This window comes from Planococcus donghaensis MPA1U2 (assembly GCF_000189395.1).
Classification (GTDB): Bacteria; Bacillota; Bacilli; order Bacillales_A; family Planococcaceae; genus Planococcus; species Planococcus donghaensis_B.
In genome coordinates this window covers 1-20,580 of record NZ_AEPB01000002.1, presented here as the reverse complement: position 1 = coordinate 20,580, position 20,580 = coordinate 1, and the positions used below count along the sequence as shown (strand labels likewise).

Genomic DNA, 20,580 nt, shown 5'->3' with positions numbered 1-20,580 from the left:
TGAGTGGTTGTTACTAGTGAGTTTTGGGTTTATACATGAACTTTTGTTGCTTTTACATGAAGTTTTGACATCTTTACATGAACTTTTTCGTTCTATACATGAAGTTTTGAACTTCTTAAAAGGATTTGGTATCACACCGTGTATTAAGGTCCCTCTTTTATTGAGTAGCTAGTTATAAAAAGTGACACCCAGAAGAAAGAGCGGAATTCGGCGACTCCTGCGGAACAACGTAGTGATGAGACCCCGCAGGAGCTTGCGACGAGGAGGCTCAGCGCTGCGTCCGCGGAAAGCGTCCGAATGTAGCGATTTCTTCTTATTTTCACCCAAACAAAAAACCTGCTCCAGTATTCCATGAGCAGGTTTTATCGATTTATCTTATTGGATGAGTTCGCGTTTGGCTAGGAAGGTAATTTTTTTTTGCAATGTGCGAATTTTAGTTTTTTTAAGTCGTAGAGGTTCACAAAGTAAATGAATGCTTGTCTCGGAATACCAAGCTTTTTGGCACTAACCGATGGTCCTAGATCCTCGTTGACGTAGAGGTCTTTTATCACTTCTACTATGGCTTTGTTATGGTGTTTTTCTAATTTTTCTTTATAAGAGCTATACTCTGCCATAAACCATTCATCTCACTTTCAATTGTATTTTATAGGTCTGGTGCAACGCTCGTTTTTTGTTATTCCCAGTATAATACTTTTGTATACGGAATACTAGTCAAATTGACACATTCATTTAGGTAATATTTTGGTAATTGAATCAGAATATACTATTATTTAAATATAACATTCTGGACTAATCTAAATTACCCACTCTATTTCCTAGTGCAAGCGGAATGAGACTTTATTGAACTCTGCTTCTTTAATAAAGTTCTCCATCACGTGATTACTTTCAAACTCATTGGCTTTCATGCGTTCTCTTTTGGAAATTCGGTTGTATTCTTCTTTGCTCGATAACAGCTTCATAATTTGTTCTTCGACACTGAACAATTCGCTCGTTTCTGAGGAAGAATCTCCGCTTTCATAAGGTGGCAGTTGGTGAAGAAAACCTTCTGTTAATCCGAAACGATCGTTTACTTTGCCGACAATCCCGGGAATGCCACAACCTGCTGCTTCAATAAGTGGAACACCCATGCCTACAAAACAAAATGTGTTTTGCAACGCCGCTTTTTTGTGACTCGGTTTGAACTTTCCGTGCATGAAGATATGATCACGCGCTGGAGAGTTGGCAATTTTTTTGCGCAAACTGTCTTCCCCTTGCCCCGTTCCGTAAATGTGATACGTAAATTCCGGATCGATTTGGATGAGTCGTTCCATAATATCAATCATGTAATAGTTATAAGTGCGGAAACGCGCCAATTGACCAATCGAGACAATGCGACGAGATTCAGAATTACTTAATGGGTTCATCGCAGTGCAGAAATCCAATGGTAACGGGAAAATCGCATTTTCTAACGGTTGCCCAATCGCATTTTCTGTTCTTTCTTTGATCGACGGCGTCATGAACATCAATTTTTGAGCAAATTTTGGATCGATCAACTTTAATGCTTTGACCGCTCCGCCGATGCCTTTTTGTGCATAGCTGTCTGGCGAGTAAACTCCCGACATCCGTTTTCTCGCTGGCAATAAGTACGATAACAAGAACGACATTGGTCCAAACGAATACACCAAATCGAATTTCTCTTCGATACGTCTGCTCAACATTTTAGTGGCAAGCCATAAGTTGATTGTTGGGTCGCTTGTGTCTTCGTCAACGACAATCGTTACGCCTTCAAGCGACTCAAGTTCACGTAATAATGGTCCGCCGCTGCTATACAAGAACAACGTTACTTTATAATCGTGCGCGCTAAACCATTTCACCATTTTCACCACTAACATCTCGATGCCGCCCGGCTTCATGTTTTTATGGATAAGGGCAATTGATTTGATTGATCCTTTTGGTTTTTCAAAGTCGAAAAATTGGGCATTATTGAATGTGTTCATGTGTTCACCTCATCTTCTGGTTTATCTTCCATTACTTTTTTAAAAAATCCTCAGTTTTGTTTTTATTGGAGTACCAATTAAATGTGATGCGCAAGCCTTTTTCAAAGGGTGTAAATGGCGCAATTCCAGGCAGTTTCTGTTGCACCGGTTTCTCTGGTGAGTATGCGCTATTATCTATGTTGCTTTGTTTTTGATGTGAATAATTTCCCGGGAAATGAGTCCCCATCAGTGATGTGATGCACCACGCAAGCTCTCGGTCTCCCATGCGGGCATTGTAGCCAATTTCGTAACGGCCTCCGGCATCTCCTAAGTGAAACACCGTATCAATCGCTTCGCACAAGTCGCTAACAAACAACCAGTTGCGGATGTTTTCAGCTGATTCTTCAAAAATACCCAGTTTCCCTTTTAATGCTTGGTCAATGTATGCAGGGATGAGTTCTTCTTCTTTTTGCATCGGCCCAAAAACTTCTGGACTCGCAGTCGTGATGACATTTAATCCGGTTTTCTTATGAAACTCGCCAATCATGTCATCTGCTCTTTTTTTACTGTCGCTGTATAGCGATGGTTTGTACGCATCCGTAAGCGAAATGTGATGAAAACAAGATGTTGCGTATTTTTCTTTTGGCTGATGCGCTGATTCCATCCAAGCGCTTTGTGCCGCTTGCAATAAATTCATCGTCCCGAGCACATTGGTTTGCTCGTAAAGACGAATTTCCCCAACTTGTTTCTCGCTGCGCGTTTCTGCTGCGCAGTGGATAATGTCGGTTATGTCATAAAGCTCGAATAAATGATTGATCGCGTAAGCGTTTCGGATATCCACTCGGTGATATGAATAACGAGCTGCTTGATCGGATCCAGAAGGTTTTTCTGGGCTCACGGCTTCAGTATTGTAATCGATGTTCACGAGTTGGTATTGCGGATATTTGTTTAAGTAATAATGGATGAGATTAGATCCGATAAATCCGTGACCTCCGGTAACAAGTATGGTTTTAGCATTCAAAGCCGTTCACCTCTCTTGGGTCATTATTAAGTCCAGTACGGTTTTAAGTATTTAAATTTACCGCACACCAGACTTTAGTACCACTTACAATTACTATGTTATGACATTTGAGTTAAAACTAGGTTAAAAGTTTTTGTTTTCTAAATATTTAATTATTATAACCTTTAAATAGATAATTTGCATTACAAAATCGGAAAAAGATTGGTCATTAGTTGGATAATCGTTAAAAATGGTTATGAATATTTATTAAATTGGAAATTATTTGATGGATTTTTACTTTTTAAGGAACAGGTTTTTATTAATGTATCACTTATTAGGTCTTATTCATTACTTTTTAGCTGAAATTTTTTTAACTTTTTTTAACTACAAAAACCAGCCTTCTTGTTGAAGGCTGGTTTTTATGGGACTAACCGGTTAATCACTGGGAGTTTTTGCATAAGTAAGATGATCCCGAACGAAATACTGAAGATAACTATCCATACAAGCGGTACGCTGACGATTGGATTAAATGTTGTTTCATTGAAACCTACGAGCTTGTTTAAATAATTTTGGATTAGCGGGTGAATGATGTAAATGCCAAATGTTGCTGTACTAATTCGCGTGATTAAGGTTTTTGGTTTAATCTTGTTGGCCAACTGTTGGAAGCCGACAAAGATAAATAAGGTGATAAGCAAGTTGTTCGGCCGGTAATGTTCATAGAAAAATTCATCAAACTCACCTTCCGGTAAACCGATATTCAAGTAGTAAGTACCCCAGACAGTGGCGATGTAACTGATTAGTGCGAGTATGCCAAGTGTTGGGAGGTATTTTCTTGGTACTGGATAAAGAACGAGATAGGCTCCTAGTAAAAAGTAGCCGATGTACGGTTCGAATAGCCCTGCTGATAATGCGATTTCAAAGTCAAAGAATTTTGGTAGAAATGGTAGGAAACTTGCGAAGACCATCCAAAATAGTAAAAAGGCTTGGAAGGTTTTCTTATCCATGTATTGAACCAGTAGTTTTAAAAATGGCGCCATAATATAAAGACCGGTGATGGTGTAAAGAAACCATAAGTGGTAATAGATGTCGTCGGTCAGGAATTGAACAAAGATTTCGTAGGCGGTATAGGATTCTTCCAGTTCGTAAATATTGTACATGGTGTAGACAATGCTCCAGAAGATTAGCGGAATAACGACTTTGGCTAGTCGCTTTTTGAGAAATTCCAAAACGCTTTCTTCTTTGTCGCGTGTTAAGAGCAATGCCCCGCTTAGCATGAAGAAGACGGGCACGCACCAGCGCAAACCAGCGTCAAAGATGTTGGCGAAATGCCAGATCCAGTCGTCTGTTGTGGTGTTATTGATAATTTTTGATACTACATGGATGCCGACGACGACGAATATCGATAAAGCGCGCAACCAATCCATATAGTCGTATCTTCTGGTCATGGGGGTGTCTCCTTTGAGTGATCTTTTTAAAACGAAGAAAGCTCTCTGCTATGTTATTTGTATTATATAGAAGAAAAAATTTAAATAGATGAAATTTCAGTGCGACTTATCTTTTATTCGCTTTCTTATTTTAGCTTGTTGGCGGAAATAGAGCCACTACAAATTGATGGCAATTGTGTTACTCGACTAATTGTTTGCAGAGTTTTTGAATGTCTTCGCGCCGCGTGTCGATTAGTTCTTGGCCGAGGTTGAAGAGATCGTTAATGTTTTCTTCAGAACCATTGTCTAGTTTTTCAGTGCCGGGTTGAAGCAACTCGATTTGAAAGCGGTAATAGCGCTGGCTGTCTTCGCGGTTCGGGAGTACAAATTTTAGTTGATAATCGACGACGTCTGAGCTACCGTCGGACAAGACATACCATAAAGGCTTTGCCCAACTGAGCAGCCCCCATGTTCTGTATTTCTCAAATTGAATGGTGAGCTGCGGGTTGCCGGTCCCGAGCGATACGATGAGTAATTCTTCGTCCGGGAAAACTTCTTTCGCTTCGGCGTAAGCGCACATTGCAGGATTATTAGCAAATACACCGCCATCGATAAAGCTAGCACCTGGGTATTCTTTTATTTTTTTAGGTGTGAAGTAAGTGGGGGCTGCAGACGCAGCGCGTGCAACGTCTCTCATCTTTACGTCGCGTTCGATTTTTTTCGTGTGAATGTCACTACTTTTGAAAAAAGCTGTAAAGCGTCCATGGAGTTCGTAGCTAGGTATAACGACGTTCACGATTGCTTCTGAGAGCATTGTAGGGCCGAAATACTTTTTGAGTGCTTTTTCTAGCGCGTGTGCTTGATAGCGACTTGTGAAAATACCACGAGTGATTTTAAAAAATAAAGATTTATCAAAGATTTCGTGTGATTCTTCTTTGTAAAAGCCAAGGAATTGCTTGGCTGTGTAGCGAGGCTTTGTGTGATCTTTTGGGTCAGGTGCAACTAGCCCTAATGCTAAAATGCCTCCCGTTGATGCTCCGACAACCAAATCAAATAGCTCCGAAACCGGCTTTCCACTTTGGGCTTCTAGTTCTGCAAGCAGCATTGCTGGAATAATTCCTCGCACGCCGCCCCCATCTATCGATAAAATCCTTTTCATCTCTGCACCTCATTTTGAATGTTCAGACTTTAATTCATTGTAAGAATTTGGGGTCGACTTGTCAAAAACGATATCAAATCATTATTGTAATCTCATTAATCAGGCAATTAAGATATTAATTTGCTATCCTTAACAATTTATTGGTAAAAAGCTTTGGTAGCCATTTGCTTGGATCTCTTTTTATATTTTTTTGACTTTGTATAGGCTACGTATAGCTGTAATACTTTTAAAATATGGTTTTATTATCCTTTTAAATGTAATTAAAAACCCATTTTTTCTTGATTATTTGTTTATTTCACAGAGAATCACTTTTTTATTGTTGAAAAAAGCTTGATATTACAAGGTTTCTAGATTGTTTTTATTTTGTTATATAACTGTAATATAACTGCAATTGAATTGACGTTGTTTTTAAGTTGTTCTATCTATATAGTAAATGACAGAGCAAAATATTATTAATTCATATTCTTGGATAATAAAAAACTTGGAGGAACCAACAACAATGAAAAAGATATTCTTTACGCTATTTACAGCAGGATCATTGCTATTTGCTAACTCAGTTACTGACGCCCAGGCCGCTCAACCCGTACAAAACGAAATTTCTACTTCTCAAGAATCTACTGTTTCAACTATAGAGCAAGTTGCATCAAGCAAAGCAACTGCCAAATCAGGTACATTTAAAACAAAATACAACTCAAACATTCGCGCGGATGCGGGAACAAAAAACAAAGTTGTAACAGTTGCTAAAAAAGGATCAATTGCTACAGCAACTCACCAAAAGAAAGTCGGCAACTCTACTTGGTATAAAGTAAAAGTTAACGGCAAGTCTGGTTGGATTTTAAGCACATTATTAACTTCAACAACAGTTAAGAAAGCTTCAGTTTCTACCTCTTCTTCTGCAGTTGTGTCAGAAGCATTGGCATTGCAAGGCATTCCATACAAATTTGGTGGTACAACGACTGCTGGATTTGATTGCAGCGGATTTATCCAATATGCATTCAAACAAGCTGGTAAGAGTGTTTCACGTACGACGTTAACGCAATATGCAGAGAGCTACACAGTAAGCACTCCACAACCAGGAGATTTGGTTTTCTTTGCGAATACGTACCGCGCTGGGATCTCACACGTTGGGATTTACATCGGTAACAACCAGTTCGTGCATTCAGGCGGAGCGAAAGCTGAAGTTAAGAGCATGAATGATCCATACTGGGGCAAGAAATTCCACAGCTTCAAACGTTTCTAATTCCATCTGGATTTCCAAAAGGGTGACCCGAAAGTCTGCTTAAGAGCAGGTTTTTGCTGGTCCCCTTTTTTTATTTGGCTTTTTTAGGAAGAAATCTCTCTAGGTGTGCACTTTTGAAAACAAGCTTAACTTACAAGTTAACACAATTGGTGTAGAGGGAAATCGCTACAGATGGACGCTTTCCTGCGGGCTTGCGCCGAACTAACTCGGGCAAATGCCCGAGTGGATTTCGGCACTTCGCTATCCCGCGGGAGTCGCCATCTTTCGCTTTTTTATAGGTTTTTTCGCATAGTATTTAAATAGAATTCAGTGCTAACTTTTGTATCTATATTAGTATTGGTACGTAGCTATTTGTTTTATCGCGTTTCGCATGCGAAACGCTGGCATCTATTGTGGGTTGGGTTTGGGAGCTTTTATGCGAACTTTTTTGACTGTTACATGAATTTTTTAACCTCTTACCTGAACTTTTGAAGTCTTTACATGACTTTTTGGACGCTTTACATGAATCGGCTCCTCTTACATGAACTTTTCCGTTTTATACATGAACTTTTTCTCCCTTTACATGAACTTTTAAAGCCTTTACCCGACTTTTTCAGCTTCTTACCTGAACTCGAAAATTCTCAACCATAGTACATCACTTTTTACATCTTCATTTGGTTTATCACAAGTCCAAAAAACTGATTGGAAACTGTTCGCATAGCGAACAGCCCAACATAACAGCTGTCACGTTTTACCCATTCCACTTCACAGATAAGATATGAAAACTCTTAAAATACATATATAAAAATATAAGGCTTCCAAATAAATATTGAGTTTAAAGATGAATCATTACTCTTTCTCCATAAGTCCACTTTCCAGCCGAGGCGCGTCCACGGGCTAGGCGAAGCTAGAAGACGAGTGCCCTTCTCGGCTTCTTGCGGGAGCCATGCCCAAAGCGGCCGAAGGCGACTTCTAATACATCTCACTACCTACTACTCAAAAAAGAAACTCTTTTTATATTAACCACCTACCCAGCCAAGGAGCGACAAGGGCTAGACGAAGCTAGAAGACGAGTGCTCTTCTCGGCTTCTTGCGAAAGTCATGCCCAAAGCGAGCGATGGCGATCTTTAAAACTTCACTCGACCTATTACTCAAAAAAAGTACCTCTTTCTCTATCAACCAACTGCCCAGCCGAGGAGCGACAAGGGCTAGACGAAGCTAGAAGACGAGTGCTTTTCTCGGATTTTTGTGAAAGTCATGCCCAAAGCGAGCGAAGGCGACTTCTAACCACATAAAAAAGCAGACTCCCTAAGAGCCTGCTCCTTACTGATTGATAATACCCTCTATTTGATAATCTCCATACTCATCAATCACAACTGTGTAAATTCCTTTGTGCGAAATGGTAGACGTTTTGTCGCTTTCTTTGTCGTGATACGTGAACTCGGCTTCAGCTTCGACCAGTGCGCTATCGCCTTCTATTTCAATAGCGGTGATGGTTGGCTCGACGATGTCGTAAATACGACTCGGGTCACTGTATTCTTCGATTAGCCCAGTTGCTTGTTGTTCGGCGTTGCTGCCTGGGAAAATATAAGACAAGTAAAAGCTCGATTCTCTATCGTTCAGCGAATATGGCAATAACTCGTAATACGAAGAGATAAAGCTTTCAAGTAAATCATCGGCAAAGTACGCGTCTTTCACGTCTTGCAGCACAATTTCCTGCTCTTCCGGTAATATTGGGTTATTGATCCATTCTGTTAACTGATCCCATACGGTGTAGATTGGGATCGCGTAGCCGGATTCTGGGTTTTCTTCAATAATGATGGAGTTGATGCCCAGCAATTTTCCAGTGTCGGCTGCGATCAATGGTCCCCCACTCGAGCCTTGTGCGATTTCTGCACTCATTTCGTATAGATTGGTGTATTCAAATTGATCAGAGAAGTCTAAATCGGTCTCGGTGATTTCACCTGTCGTTGCCGTATTACTTTGGTCATTTGGGCTACCGATGGCGACGACTGGTGTGCCAATGTCGACAGGTTCCATTTCAATTTCAAGTGGTTCTTTGCCTGCTAGTTCGTCGACGCGAACGATAGCCAAATCTTCTGTTTCCGACTTGCCGATAATGTTGCCGTTAAACTCCTGGCCATCACTGTTTTTGACGGTGATGTAGGAGGCGTCTAATACGACGTGGCCATTGGTCAATATGTCCCCTTGGTTGTTGATGAGAAAGCCTGACCCTTGTTCGAGGTCGGTGTAGAGCGTGTAGACATGTGTTTTGGCGGTGGCAATCATGGACGCGAGTTCAGTTTCCGATTCTGGTGTGCTGCTTTCGGTTTGTTGTTGAGTGGATAAGGATGGCTCTGGTGAATCTGGTTTCATCATTACGTAAATGCCTAATGCCATTACGAGTACCAGCGCTACTGTTAAAGCGGCGATGATTTGATTGGTTTTTTTGATTTCCTTGGATGTTTTTCGGGTCATTTCAAATCAGCTCACTTTTTTTCGTTGTTGATTTTATTATAGACGGTTTGCTTCGGCAATGGTTTCATTTATTTCGTTAGTTCGCTGTTAATCTAGAAATAAATCATTGATCAGTTCTTGGGTTGAGGCATAGCTTTGACGTTCCTCGAGTGAAAAGCTCATCCCGCGTCCTTCTGCATCTAGTATTGATAAATTAACGGTTGCTAACGGCGGCTCAATGTTGTCAAAAAAAGCAAAGATGGCGTCAAAATCCGCTGCTAATTTAGGATTTTGTTTGCTGAGTTGATCCCTTTCAAAAACAATAGTTGTATATGTCTCGGTGCAATCTCCTTGTGCATTGACCGCCTGGCAATACAGCCACTGATCCCCTTCCGTGACGCTACGAAATTCGAAGCGTTCCGTTTGTGCTTGAGTCGCTGCACCTCGCCATTTGTCTTGCATCTGCAGGCTCACTCTTGATAAATCGCCGCGGCTCTCTTTTAAGATATACGCTTCAACTTCCTCTAAACTTCGATGATCGCCTAATTCGCGTAAGTCTACAAAAATTCCATACTTGTTTTCTTGATCGGTGATAAAAAACTTTTGGAAATCCAGCTTGTGTTTTTCTTGAAGATCAAGAAATTTTTTCACTGTTTCAATTTCGGACTTTTCAATGACGTCTAGTTGTCTATCTGTTTCTAAAATCACCCATCGAACTGAGTCTTGTGTTCGGAAGTCTTTTACCACGTGGTCGACGAAATCGCCATTCACTGGTTTTGTATATCCGAGCTCTTCTAATTCAGGCAATAGGTCTTCCATTTGTTCTTTTAATTCATAAAAAGCCAATTGCATTTTGTAATCATCTCGGTAAATGGTAGCGTAATTTTCGGTATCTACCGTGACCGTAAAAACAACATCTTTTTGTTCTTCAAAAGCCATTTGATAGCTATGTCCCACTACAAAATCAGCATTTGTTTCACTGATCACATTGACTTCCATACCATACTTTTCTTCGATAAATTCTTTTGCCTTACGGTCTTCAATTTGATCATCAATTATCCGATTAACGAGCCACCACATTACGACTCCACTGATTAAAAAAAACGGTATCATCATGACGATTAGGAAATTCTTTTTCACCCAGTATCATCCCTTTTCAGCCTATTATCCCTAATAAAAAACAGATTGTTCGAGTTTACCGGCTCCTGATACGTGCTTCTATTTCTTCTTCGCTTTGAACATCCTCTATTTCCCGCAAGTCTAAGACAACTTGTGACCGGTCCCACCGGTTGTAAAGTTTGATTTTCTGCACATCGATATTGTAATCTTCTACCAGATTTAACACCGTGATGATGGCTTCAACTTCGTTTTTTTCAATGGTTTCGTAACTCGTTTCGGTTTCTAACATTAGCCAACGAATGCGCTTCTCGTTTTTTATATTATCCAAACCCGTTTGTACGAGCAAACCACTTAACGGTTTTTCAAATCCAATCTCTTCTATTTGTGGCAAGATTTTTTCTGCTTGTTCTTTTGCTTCATACTCTGCTAACATAATTTCGTAATCATCATGGTAAACAGTCGAGTAATCTACGGTTTCGAATGTGACTGTGAAGACCACTTCTTCTTGCTCTTTAAAAGCCATTCTATAACTTTTGCCATCTACAAAATTGTCAGTAATATTTATAAAAATAGTGTCCATACCATATTTTTCTTCGATATAGGCTTTCGCTATCTCGTCTTCAGTTCGGGAGTCCTCAACCTTATCGAAAAAGAACATCCCTACGTACCAAAGTATGATTAACGTCCCTATGCCAATCGCTAATACACATACCGCTATGATTCCTAGGAGTTTCTTTTTCACATTCGCCGCCCCCTTTTTCATCTATTATAACCTGAAAAAAAGAAATAGCTGAGACAACTTCGTCTCAGCTATTACGGCATTATTTTTTAATGGTAAAGTTTTCTTCTGACTCGTTGCCTGCAGCATCGACTACTTTTAAGGTAAATTTGTTGTCACCTAAATCCGCCACAGGAACATCGATCGTAATGTCTTCATCAAAGCCATTCTCTCCATAAGGCTCGGTCATGGCGTGGCTGTATACTTCGCTATCGATTAAATAGACTTTGATTTGGTCCATATTGTCTGTCACGTTAAACGTAACTTCTGCACTGTCTTGGTCAGCTTCTATTATTTTAAGAACCTCCACAAGTTCGATTTCTGCAGGTTGTGTATCGATTAGCACTTGGCTGCGCACTTCGAGTTCATTGTTTGCTTCATCAATTGCTTTAACAAATATATCGTTACGGCCGTCTTCAAGCGTTAAAGTATGCTGGAAAAACAGACCGTCAAATCGATTGGCTTTTTCACCGTTTACTGTAATCGACACAATACGCGAACTGTCTTCTACAGTACCAAATACATCGATACGTTTCGTACCGAACACATCAAGTGGTCCTGGCGAAAGAATAGAAATGGCTGGTTTTTCTGTATCAGCAACTGCTTCCGTTAAGAACACGGTGGTTTTATTGCCAGCTGTGTCGTGAAAAACCGCTGTCAGTCGATCGCCTTTGTTGATCGTCACTGGCAGTTTGTAGCTGGTGGTTTTTGGTGCTAGTGATTCGTCTTCAAAGGTATCCAGGTTTTCGGTCAGTTCGACACCGTTATGGAACACTTCCCAACGGTCCGGTCCGCCGCCACCTGTGTTGTCGGTGAAACTTGTGACGTTCACGGTATTGGTTGTCCCGTTGAGCGTCGCCGTTGCCGTTGGTGCGACCGTGTCGACCAGAATTGGCATCGTTAACGATTGCCATTCTGCATCCGGATAGTCAATAACTGCACGCATTTCGATTTGATAATTGCCGTCTTTGACGGGTTTGCCAAGTACTTCACCGTTCCATTCGTTGAGGAAATCGTAATAATACGAAAAATAGTCGGTAAAGTTTTTCACTAAATTCTTTTCTGTTTGCAAGGTCCGCAGCTTTTTGCCGTTTGCATCAAGCACATTGACTTCTAGTTGCTTGGCGTTGCGAAGGAGCGAGAACACCGGAATAATCGATTCCCGGCTGCCATCGCCATTTGGTGAAAAAGCAAAGCTTTCTGGCACAAATTCAGCTTGATGACTGCCACCGTTAAGAATTTGGCCGAAATCATCGGTCAAAAATGTCATCGCGTAAAATGTTTCTGCATTCCATGCGACGTCATCAAAAACTGGCGCGTCATCCCATCCGCCGTTAAAACCGAAATACGGTACCGTAAGCGGTGTGTTGCCGGTTACTTCTTCGTTCGTATCCGTTAATGTAATAAACCCATCAATAAAGTAACCGTTTGTAAACGCTGCGAATTCTGGGCGTCCACGTAATGTCGCGATATCGATTGTTACCTCGATTTCTGCTGTGTCATTTGCTGGCACCGTAACGAGATCGGGTGATGTAATATTAACGAGGCTTGTCACAACGTTCGAACCGGCACGGTTTGGATCGGTAATATCAATTTTCCGCTCCGGATGTTTAATTGCGTAATCGGTTTGCACGGTAACTGCGACATTGTACGTCGCATCGGTATCCGAAAAATTCTCTGCTTGTAACGTCATAGTGATCGTGTTGTCTTTAATTTCTTTTAACGCAACTTTAGCGTCCCCTGTAGTTTCGTCTGTCACCATTACATCGGTCGATAGCGCGTCATGCAGTTGCATGAGCCCTGCACCTTGACGACGTGGTGACACATATTGCCCGGGAATGAGCTCCACTGGGTTAGCCGTATTCATCAATAAATTTTTCGCAAACTCCACGCGGTCCCGGCCTTTTAGCCCGAGTTCTTCAATGCGCTGGAACACAAGTGCAGTGCCGCCAGCTACATGCGGTGCTGCCATAGAAGTTCCGCTCATCAAACCATATTCATTGTCGTTAAGTGTAGAAAAAATATTGCCTCCTGGTGCGGTGATTTCTGGTTTAAAGTCCAAATTGGGTGTAGGACCCCAAGAAGTAAATTCACTCATTTTACCTGCATTCGGATTGGGTGTTTCTAGTTGCTGGCCGTCAAAAGCCACGGTCACTTCTTTTCCAGCATCCAACTCTGCTTTCATTGCCAAACCATCTTTTTGCAAGGTCGATAAAAACGGAATTTGAATATACGGATCATATTCCATATTGACCGGCCCCGTCGTGTTGTTGTAAATAATGACACCCGCCGCTCCCATTGATTCTGCTAAAAAGGCTTTTTCCGAAAACGGAATAATGCCTCGTTCAATCAATGCAAATTTGCCCGTTACATCTTTTCCGTCAAAGTCTTCAGGTTGTCCAAGACCTACTTCAACAACTGAATACGATTCCTCGGGTAACGTGGTCGGGTCGACATCATTTGCTGCTATATAGAGTGCCCGCCCTGTTTGTACACCGTCCACTTGATACGTAAAACTTTCTGTCGTGATTACACTATTTTCAAAAGACGCCACGCCTAACGAATCCATCGCGATTCCCGGTGTGCCAATTAACCCGTAATCTTGATTTTTTGCAAATGGTGACTGGAATCCTGATCCTAACATGTCTTCATTACCAGCAGATATGGCAACCAGTATGCCGTTATTTGTCGCGCGTTCCACTGCTTGTTGCTCTGGACTTGAGGTATCCACAAAGCCAGCCGTAGCACCGAGCGACATATTGATAACATCTGCGCCGAGTTTAATGGCATCATCCATTGCTTTAATGTAAATGTCACCAAAAGTCGTCGGATACATAGCATCGTTGCCGAACACTTTTAGCGCCAGTAATTGCGCTTCCGGAGCGACACCTTTAATGCCGCCATTTTCTTCATCGCCATTGGCCGCAATCGTTCCTGCTACATGCATGCCGTGCATCGACGCCGTTGGAGCAACGTCTCGGATTTCTGTGTTGCTGTCCATATAGTTATAACCAAAAGGCACTTTTTCAGTAAAGAACGCGCCTTCTTCAATGCTGTGATCCCAAACAAACTCTTCGACTTCCGCCTGCGTTAACGCAGCGGTTTCGTTGTCGCTCAGCACCATATCTCGGTGACCCGGATCGATTCCTGTATCTATTACGCCTACAATCATGCCTTCTCCTTTAAAGCCATAATCGCGCCAAGCTTGTTGTGCTTGCACAAGCTCTTTTGAATGCTTCATGAGCGGCTCTACTTCCGGTCGTTTGTACTCGGTTGCCTCGTACACTGCTTTTACATTCGGCAGCTTCTCGATTTCTGCGACTTGTCCCGCTTCTACTTCTGCAGAAAAGCCATTAAACACGGCCGTGAATGTTTCGAGGTAATCGATTTCTGGCGCCACTTTCACGATTGCCACTTGTGCAGCTTCCTGTTTTACGAGTGCTGCCGCTTCGATTTGCTCTTTTTGACGCTCTGGCAATTCTTTATACAAAACTCCTTTTGTTGTTGCCGCTTCAATGGTCGGCTCTTCTTGCAATTCGATAATGATGCGCACCTTTTCTTTTGGCGCCTGTGGTTTCAACATCGCTTTTGATAAATTGGTTTCTGGACTCGGTGCTTTTGACAGCGTTGGGCTCCCAAAAGCGGCAAAACTACTCCACACTAATAAAAAACATACAAACACACGCGTTTTCGCCATACATGATCCTCCTTTTAATCGATTATTATCTCAATTATCAAATAATTAAATCAACTTCATTTTTCCAGTAAAACGACCAAAAGTCTATGGTTCCAAAGCTATCTTATTTGTGGGATTTTGGTGGTGTTTTTAGGTATTTGGATTATTGAGGATACTGGTTTTTTCCTTTTTTTAGGTTGATGTTTCTAAGAAACGCCTTCGCTCGCTATGGGCATGACTTTCACAAGAAGCCGAGAAAAGCACTCGTCTTCTTGCTTCGTCTAGCCCTTGGCGCTCCTTGGCTGGGTAGGTGGTTGATATACAGAGAGTTACTTTTTTGAGTAGTAGCTAGCGTGAAGTTCTAATAGTCGCCTTCGCTCGCTTTGGGCATGGCTCCCGCGATAAGCCGAGAAGATCACTCGTCTTCTTGCTTCGCCTAGCCCTTGGCGCTCCTTGGCTAGGGAGTTAGTTGATAGTGAATTGGTGAAATAAGGAAGTTATTATTTTAGGCTGTTCGCCACGCGAACAGTTTCCAATCAGTTTTTTGAACTTAGGGTAAACCAAATGCAGATGTAGAAAAGTGGTGTACGGGTTGAGAATTTTCGAGTTTATTTAAAGAGCTGAAAAAGTCGGGTAAAGAGGTCAAGAGTTCATGTAAAACGCTAAAAAGTTCGTGTAAGAGGACTGGGTTCATGTAAGGCGTTCGAAAAGTCATGTAAAGAGCTGAAAAGTTCAGGTAAGAGGTTAAAAAATTCATGTAACAGCTAAAAAAGTTCACGTAAAACTCTCAAACTCACCCCATAAAGATGCCAGCGTTTCGCAGACGAAACGCGATAGAACAAATAGCTACGTATCAATAACCAATACAGCTAAAAAAGTTAGCACTGAATTCTATATAAATATTATGCGAAAAAACCTAAGAAAGAGCGAAAGATGGCGACTCCCGCGGGATAGCGAAGTGCCGAAATCCACTCGGGCATTCGCCCGAGTTAGTTCGGCGCAAGCCCGCAGGAAAGCGTCCATCTGCAGCGATTTCTCACCCCTATACTTTTTGTACTATCTAGCCTTAACAATTTCTTTTACAACACAACAAAAAAGACAAGCAATCAAAAATCTGATTGCTTGCCTGATTTATTTACAGAAGAAGTTTTACGTTTCTTCTATATAATAGTTTATTTCAATAGATCCATCTTTTCGAGGGCACGGTAAAGGACTGCCGCTGTTTCGCCTCGGGTGATTTTAGCTTGTGGGTCGAAGATGTTGCCTGTGCGACCTGTGATCAAGCCAAGTGCGTAAGCTTGTGCAACAGACTCACTTGCGTACGCTTTGATTTTCGCGTTGTCCGCAAATTTATGCGTTGTGTCTAGGCCTTCTAGTAACGACGCTTCTTTGTATTCGATCGCACGCATGATCATCACCGCTGTGTCTTGGCGAGAAATTGGTGCTTTCGGATCGAATGTGTTGTTTGGCAATCCAAGTACGATGCCTGCACGTGCCGCTGCTTCGATTTCTTTTGATGCCCATGTTTTGCTTGGTCCTGCATCTGTGAATCGGCCTTCATAGTCTTTTAATGGCAATTCCAGTGTGCGCGTTAACAGTACCGCAAATTCAGCACGTGTTAAGTCTTCTTTTGGTGCGAACAGTGTATCGGTTTTCCCTTTGATGATGTTTTGGGAAGCTAATGCCTCAATTTGAGTTTTTGCCCAATACGTTTGAATGTCGCTAAATGTTACTTTTGCTGCTTTTGTGATTGTGATTGTTTTTTCTGTTTCATGACCGGCTGCGTCTTTCACCATGATGGTGTAGTTGTTGGCACCGATTTTATCGACCGCTAGCTTGGTTTTGATGTTTTGGTTAAAGCTTGCTTTGCCGTATGGCTCAGACATCACTTTTTTGAAAACTTCGCTGCCATTTACGTATGCGGAGATATCGTCCATATTGTCTTTCACATTAAATGTCACTTCAACTTCAGAGACATTTGCTCCAACCGCTTTTGGTGCACTGACGATTGAAATAACCGCTGGTGTTGTGTCTACTAAAATCTGACGGCGAATCTCCATTTCGTTGCCGAACTCATCCACTGCTTTAACGGTTACGTATTGTGAACCGTCTTTGAATGTTACGTTGTGTTTAAAGTTCGTACCGTCAAATTCTTTCGCTTTGACGCCGTTGACAGTTAGTGAAACGATTTTCGAATCGTCTTCTACTGTCCCCGAAACTTCTACTGTTTTTTGGTCATATACTTCTAAAACTTCTGGTGAGGTAAAGAAGATGACCGGTGCAACTTTTTCTTCTTTCGAAGAAGCCATCAACTCGACTTCTGTTACGTTTCCAGCGATGTCGTAAAACACTGCTGTTAGTTCATCACCTGTTTTTACTGCTGTTTCTAGCTTGTAAGAAGTGTTTGAAGGTGCCAAAGATTCGTCGGCTTGTGTGTCTTCGTTTTCTGTCACTTCTTCACCATTCAAATAAACTTCCCAACGGTCTACGCCAACGCCTGAAGCGTTATCCGCAAATTTTGATACCGCGATTGTTTTTGTAGCTGCGTCGTAAGAAGCTGCTGCTTCTGGTGCTACCGTATCAACGATAATTGGGAAACTAATTGATTGCCATTCTGCGTTCGGGTAATCAATCACCGCGCGAAGTTGGATTTGGTACTTGCCATCTTTTGCTTGTTTGCCATTAATCATTCCATCCCAACCGTTTAGCGGGTCGAATGTAAAGAAATAACTGGTTGAATAATGTTTCGTCAAATCTGAAGCGGTCCGAATTGTCCGTAACTTTTTACCTGCTGCGTCTAATACGTTCACTTCAAAGTTTTTCGCGTTTCTTAATAAAGAATAAACGGGAACTGCCACATCTTGCAATTCATCACCGTTTGGTGAAAACGCAAAACGTTCAGGAATAAATTTCCCGGTGTGTGTGCCCCCTGTGATATCGTTTCCTGCTTCATCTGCTAATTGTGTGATGCCGTAGAAGCTCGCCTCTGACCATGCGAATGCATCAAAAATGCGTGCATCGTCCCATCCACCATTAAAGCCGAAATACGGAACGACCAATTGGGTATTGCCAGTAATTTCTTCATTTTTGTCTGTAAGCGTCACAAAACCATCAACGAAAAATCCGTTAATAAAGCTTACGTATTCTGGCATACCTTTTAGTGCTGAAACGTCTACTGTTACTGTCATTTCTTTTGTTCCATTTGCTGGAACTGTGATGGTTTTAGGTGCATCGATTGCCACATCTTCTGTTACAACATAAGATCCTGTGGCATTTGGTGCTGTAACATTCAATTCTTTTAATTTTACCGAATTATCCGTTTGGACATTTACAGCTACATCATACGTTGCTGCTTTGTCTGAGAAGTTTTCAGCTTTTAATGTGAATGTGAATTTATCGTTTGCGATTTCTTTCAATGCTACTTTTGCATCGCCTGTTGCTTTGTTTGTTACCATTACATCTGTTGATAATGCGTCATGCAATTGCATCAATCCAGCTCCTTGACGGCGTGGAGAGACGAATTGGCCTTTATCAAATTCCACAGGGTTTGCTGTGTTCATCAATAAGTTTTTCGCAAATTGAACGCGCTCGCGTCCTTCTAAGCCAAGTTCTTCAATGCGTTGGAATACGAGTGCTGCTCCACCAGAAACGTGCGGAGCTGCCATTGATGTACCGCTCATTAGTCCGTAGCTATCATCATTTAATGTTGAGAAAATGTTGCCGCCTGGTGCTGTAATTTCTGGTTTGAAATCCAAGTTAGGTGTTGGGCCCCAAGAGGTGAAATCACTCATGTTTCCAGCATCCGGGTTTTGAATTTCAAGAAATTCTCCGTCGAATACTACGGTTACTTTTTTGCCAGCATCCAGTTGTGCTTTCATCTCGACACCGTCTGCTTGAAGCGCTGACATAAATGGAATTTTAATCGCTGCATCGGACGCCATGCTGATTGTACCCGTTGTGTTGTTGTAAACAATCACGCCTGCTGCGCCTGCTGCTTGAGCTGCTAATCCTTTTTCAACAAAAGAAATTTCTCCGCGTGAGATTAACGCGAATTTTCCAGTGAAATCTTTCCCTTCAAAATCTGCAGGTTTCCCAAGTCCAGCTGCCATTACTTCGTAACTTGCATTGGGTAGTTTCGTCGGGTCTGCATCGTTAGCTAATAAATACAATGCGCGTCCTGCTTGTGCACCGTCTACTTGATAAGCCAAGCTTTTCGCTGTGATAATATCGTTTTCGAACGACGCCACGCCAAATGAATCGATTGACGTGCTTGGTGATCCTGTTAAGCCGTAATCTTGGTTGTCAGCGCGTGGATAAGAATAGCCAGAGCCAAACATATCCGAGTTACCAGCTGAAATAGACATTAAGATCCCGTTATTTGTTGCACGTTCCACTGCCTTTTGTTCAGGGTTTGAAGAATCCACAAATCCTGCAGTTGAACCAAGAGACATATTGATGACATCTGCCCCTAGTTTGATTGAATCATCAATAGCTTTAATGTAAATATCGCCATAAGTCGACGGGTAAAGTGGGTCATTGCCGAATACTTTTAGCGCTAGTAATTGTGCTTCTGGTGCAACACCTTTAATGCCGCCATTTGATTCGTTACCATTTGCACCAACTGTTCCAGCAACGTGCATGCCGTGCATAGAAGCGTCAGGGCCTAGGTCAAGAATTTCATTGTTGCCATCCATGTAGTTGTAGCCAAATGGCACTTTTGCTGTGAAGAATTTACCGTTTTCGATTGATTTGTCCGCTAATAACGCCGACACATCGGATTCAGTAATGTCGCCTGTTGTGGTATCTGTTAATACCATGTCTTTGTGGCTTGGATCGATTCCTGTGTCAATGACGCCCACAACAAGTCCTTCGCCACGATAACCATAATCTGTCCAAGCTTGTTGCGCTTGAACCAATTTTTTTGAGTATTTCATTTCGGGTTGAACTTCTGGACGTTGATATTCCGTCGATTCGTAAACCGCTTTAACGCCGTTTAAATTTGCAATTTCTTCAACTTCTCCCGCTTCTACTTCTGCGGAAAAACCGTTAAAGACAGTTGTAAAGTTTTCAAGATATGTAATACGCGGAGCGATTGAAGCGATTGTCAGTTGAACAGATTCTTGGTCTGATACAACCGCTGCTTCTAAACTCTCTTTTTGATTGTCCGGTAAGTTTTTATAAAGTACGCCTTTATTTGTAGCGCTTTCAATGGCTGGTGCTTTATCAAGTTCGATAATCACGCGCACCTGTTTTTTCGGATCTTCTGGATCTACGAAAGCTTCAGGAAGGTTTAGTTTCCCTTGTTCTAGCTTAACGTTTGGCACGCTCGATGAGTTGACGGCTGCCGAGACACCTGTCAGTCCGAAAAGAGCCGAGCTGAATGTCATCATAAAGACTAAAGCCAACAATAAAAACGGTTTTAACTTCGTCAATTTTTCTCCCCCTTTAAATCTAATTCGCAATTATATGGAATTTTTATAATTGCACAACAACTTAAATTTACCATATTTTTTCAATGTTGCAAACGATATTTGGAGATAATTTGATATTATTCGTTGTTTTTAAGAGGTATTTACTAGGTATAGCTTGATATTATTTAGTTTCTCGAATTAATAAAAATATTTTTTTGTGATGGGGGATTTGCCCTTTCGCTTTTCGCTTGCGAAAAGCTGGCATTTTAGAGGAGCGAAGCGGATCGCTTTTATGGGTTGGGTTTTGGAGTTTTAACATAAACTTTTTTGACTCTTTACATGAATGCGATCCTCTTACATTAACTTTTTCACTTTTCACATT

General features: G+C 41.6%; 11 protein-coding genes. 1 reads left to right on the top strand and 10 read right to left on the bottom strand.

The window, feature by feature from the left end:
* Positions 1-815: 815 nt before the first annotated feature.
* The 4 genes from GPDM_RS01220 to GPDM_RS01205 form a co-directional block, all read right to left on the bottom strand.
* A complete protein-coding gene (locus tag GPDM_RS01220) occupies positions 816-1,976 on the bottom strand; it encodes a glycosyltransferase (protein WP_008428127.1) in 1,161 nt (386 codons plus the stop codon).
* A gap of 31 nt (positions 1,977-2,007) precedes the next feature.
* On the bottom strand, positions 2,008-2,976 hold the full coding sequence (locus tag GPDM_RS01215; RefSeq protein ID WP_008428125.1) for a GDP-mannose 4,6-dehydratase: 969 nt from the start codon (positions 2,974-2,976) through the stop codon (positions 2,008-2,010).
* Between the two features lie 398 nt (positions 2,977-3,374).
* A complete protein-coding gene (locus tag GPDM_RS01210) occupies positions 3,375-4,400 on the bottom strand; it encodes an acyltransferase (protein WP_039862694.1) in 1,026 nt (341 codons plus the stop codon).
* A 178-nt stretch (positions 4,401-4,578) separates the two neighbouring features.
* A complete protein-coding gene (locus GPDM_RS01205) occupies positions 4,579-5,538 on the bottom strand; it encodes a patatin-like phospholipase family protein (RefSeq protein ID WP_008428121.1) in 960 nt (319 codons plus the stop codon).
* A gap of 499 nt (positions 5,539-6,037) precedes the next feature.
* On the opposite strand from GPDM_RS01205, the gene GPDM_RS01200 reads away from it, so the two are divergent.
* Positions 6,038-6,778, top strand: a complete 741-nt coding sequence (locus tag GPDM_RS01200; RefSeq protein WP_008428120.1) for a C40 family peptidase — start codon at positions 6,038-6,040, stop codon at positions 6,776-6,778.
* A 1,302-nt stretch (positions 6,779-8,080) separates the two neighbouring features.
* On the opposite strand, the gene GPDM_RS01195 is transcribed toward GPDM_RS01200, so the two are convergent.
* From GPDM_RS01195 to GPDM_RS16815, 6 genes are all read right to left on the bottom strand, one after another.
* Complete coding sequence (locus GPDM_RS01195; RefSeq protein ID WP_008428118.1) at positions 8,081-9,235, bottom strand: S1C family serine protease; 1,155 nt, start codon at positions 9,233-9,235, stop codon at positions 8,081-8,083.
* Positions 9,236-9,322: 87 nt separating this feature from the next.
* Positions 9,323-10,354 carry a hypothetical protein gene (locus GPDM_RS16675; protein WP_008428117.1) on the bottom strand — a complete coding sequence of 344 codons (1,032 nt, stop codon included), beginning with the start codon at positions 10,352-10,354 and terminating at the stop codon, positions 9,323-9,325.
* Between the two features lie 55 nt (positions 10,355-10,409).
* Positions 10,410-11,075 carry a hypothetical protein gene (locus GPDM_RS01185; RefSeq protein WP_008428115.1) on the bottom strand — a complete coding sequence of 222 codons (666 nt, stop codon included), beginning with the start codon at positions 11,073-11,075 and terminating at the stop codon, positions 10,410-10,412.
* A gap of 79 nt (positions 11,076-11,154) precedes the next feature.
* Complete coding sequence (locus GPDM_RS01180) at positions 11,155-14,808, bottom strand: S8 family serine peptidase (RefSeq protein WP_008428113.1); 3,654 nt, start codon at positions 14,806-14,808, stop codon at positions 11,155-11,157.
* 1,151 nt (positions 14,809-15,959) lie between these two features.
* Positions 15,960-20,219 (bottom strand): S8 family serine peptidase, encoded by a 4,260-nt coding sequence (locus GPDM_RS01175; protein WP_008428111.1) that lies wholly within the window; start codon positions 20,217-20,219, stop codon positions 15,960-15,962.
* Positions 20,220-20,379: 160 nt separating this feature from the next.
* On the bottom strand, positions 20,380-20,580 hold a 201-nt coding region (locus tag GPDM_RS16815), incomplete at its 5' end, for a hypothetical protein (protein WP_008428109.1).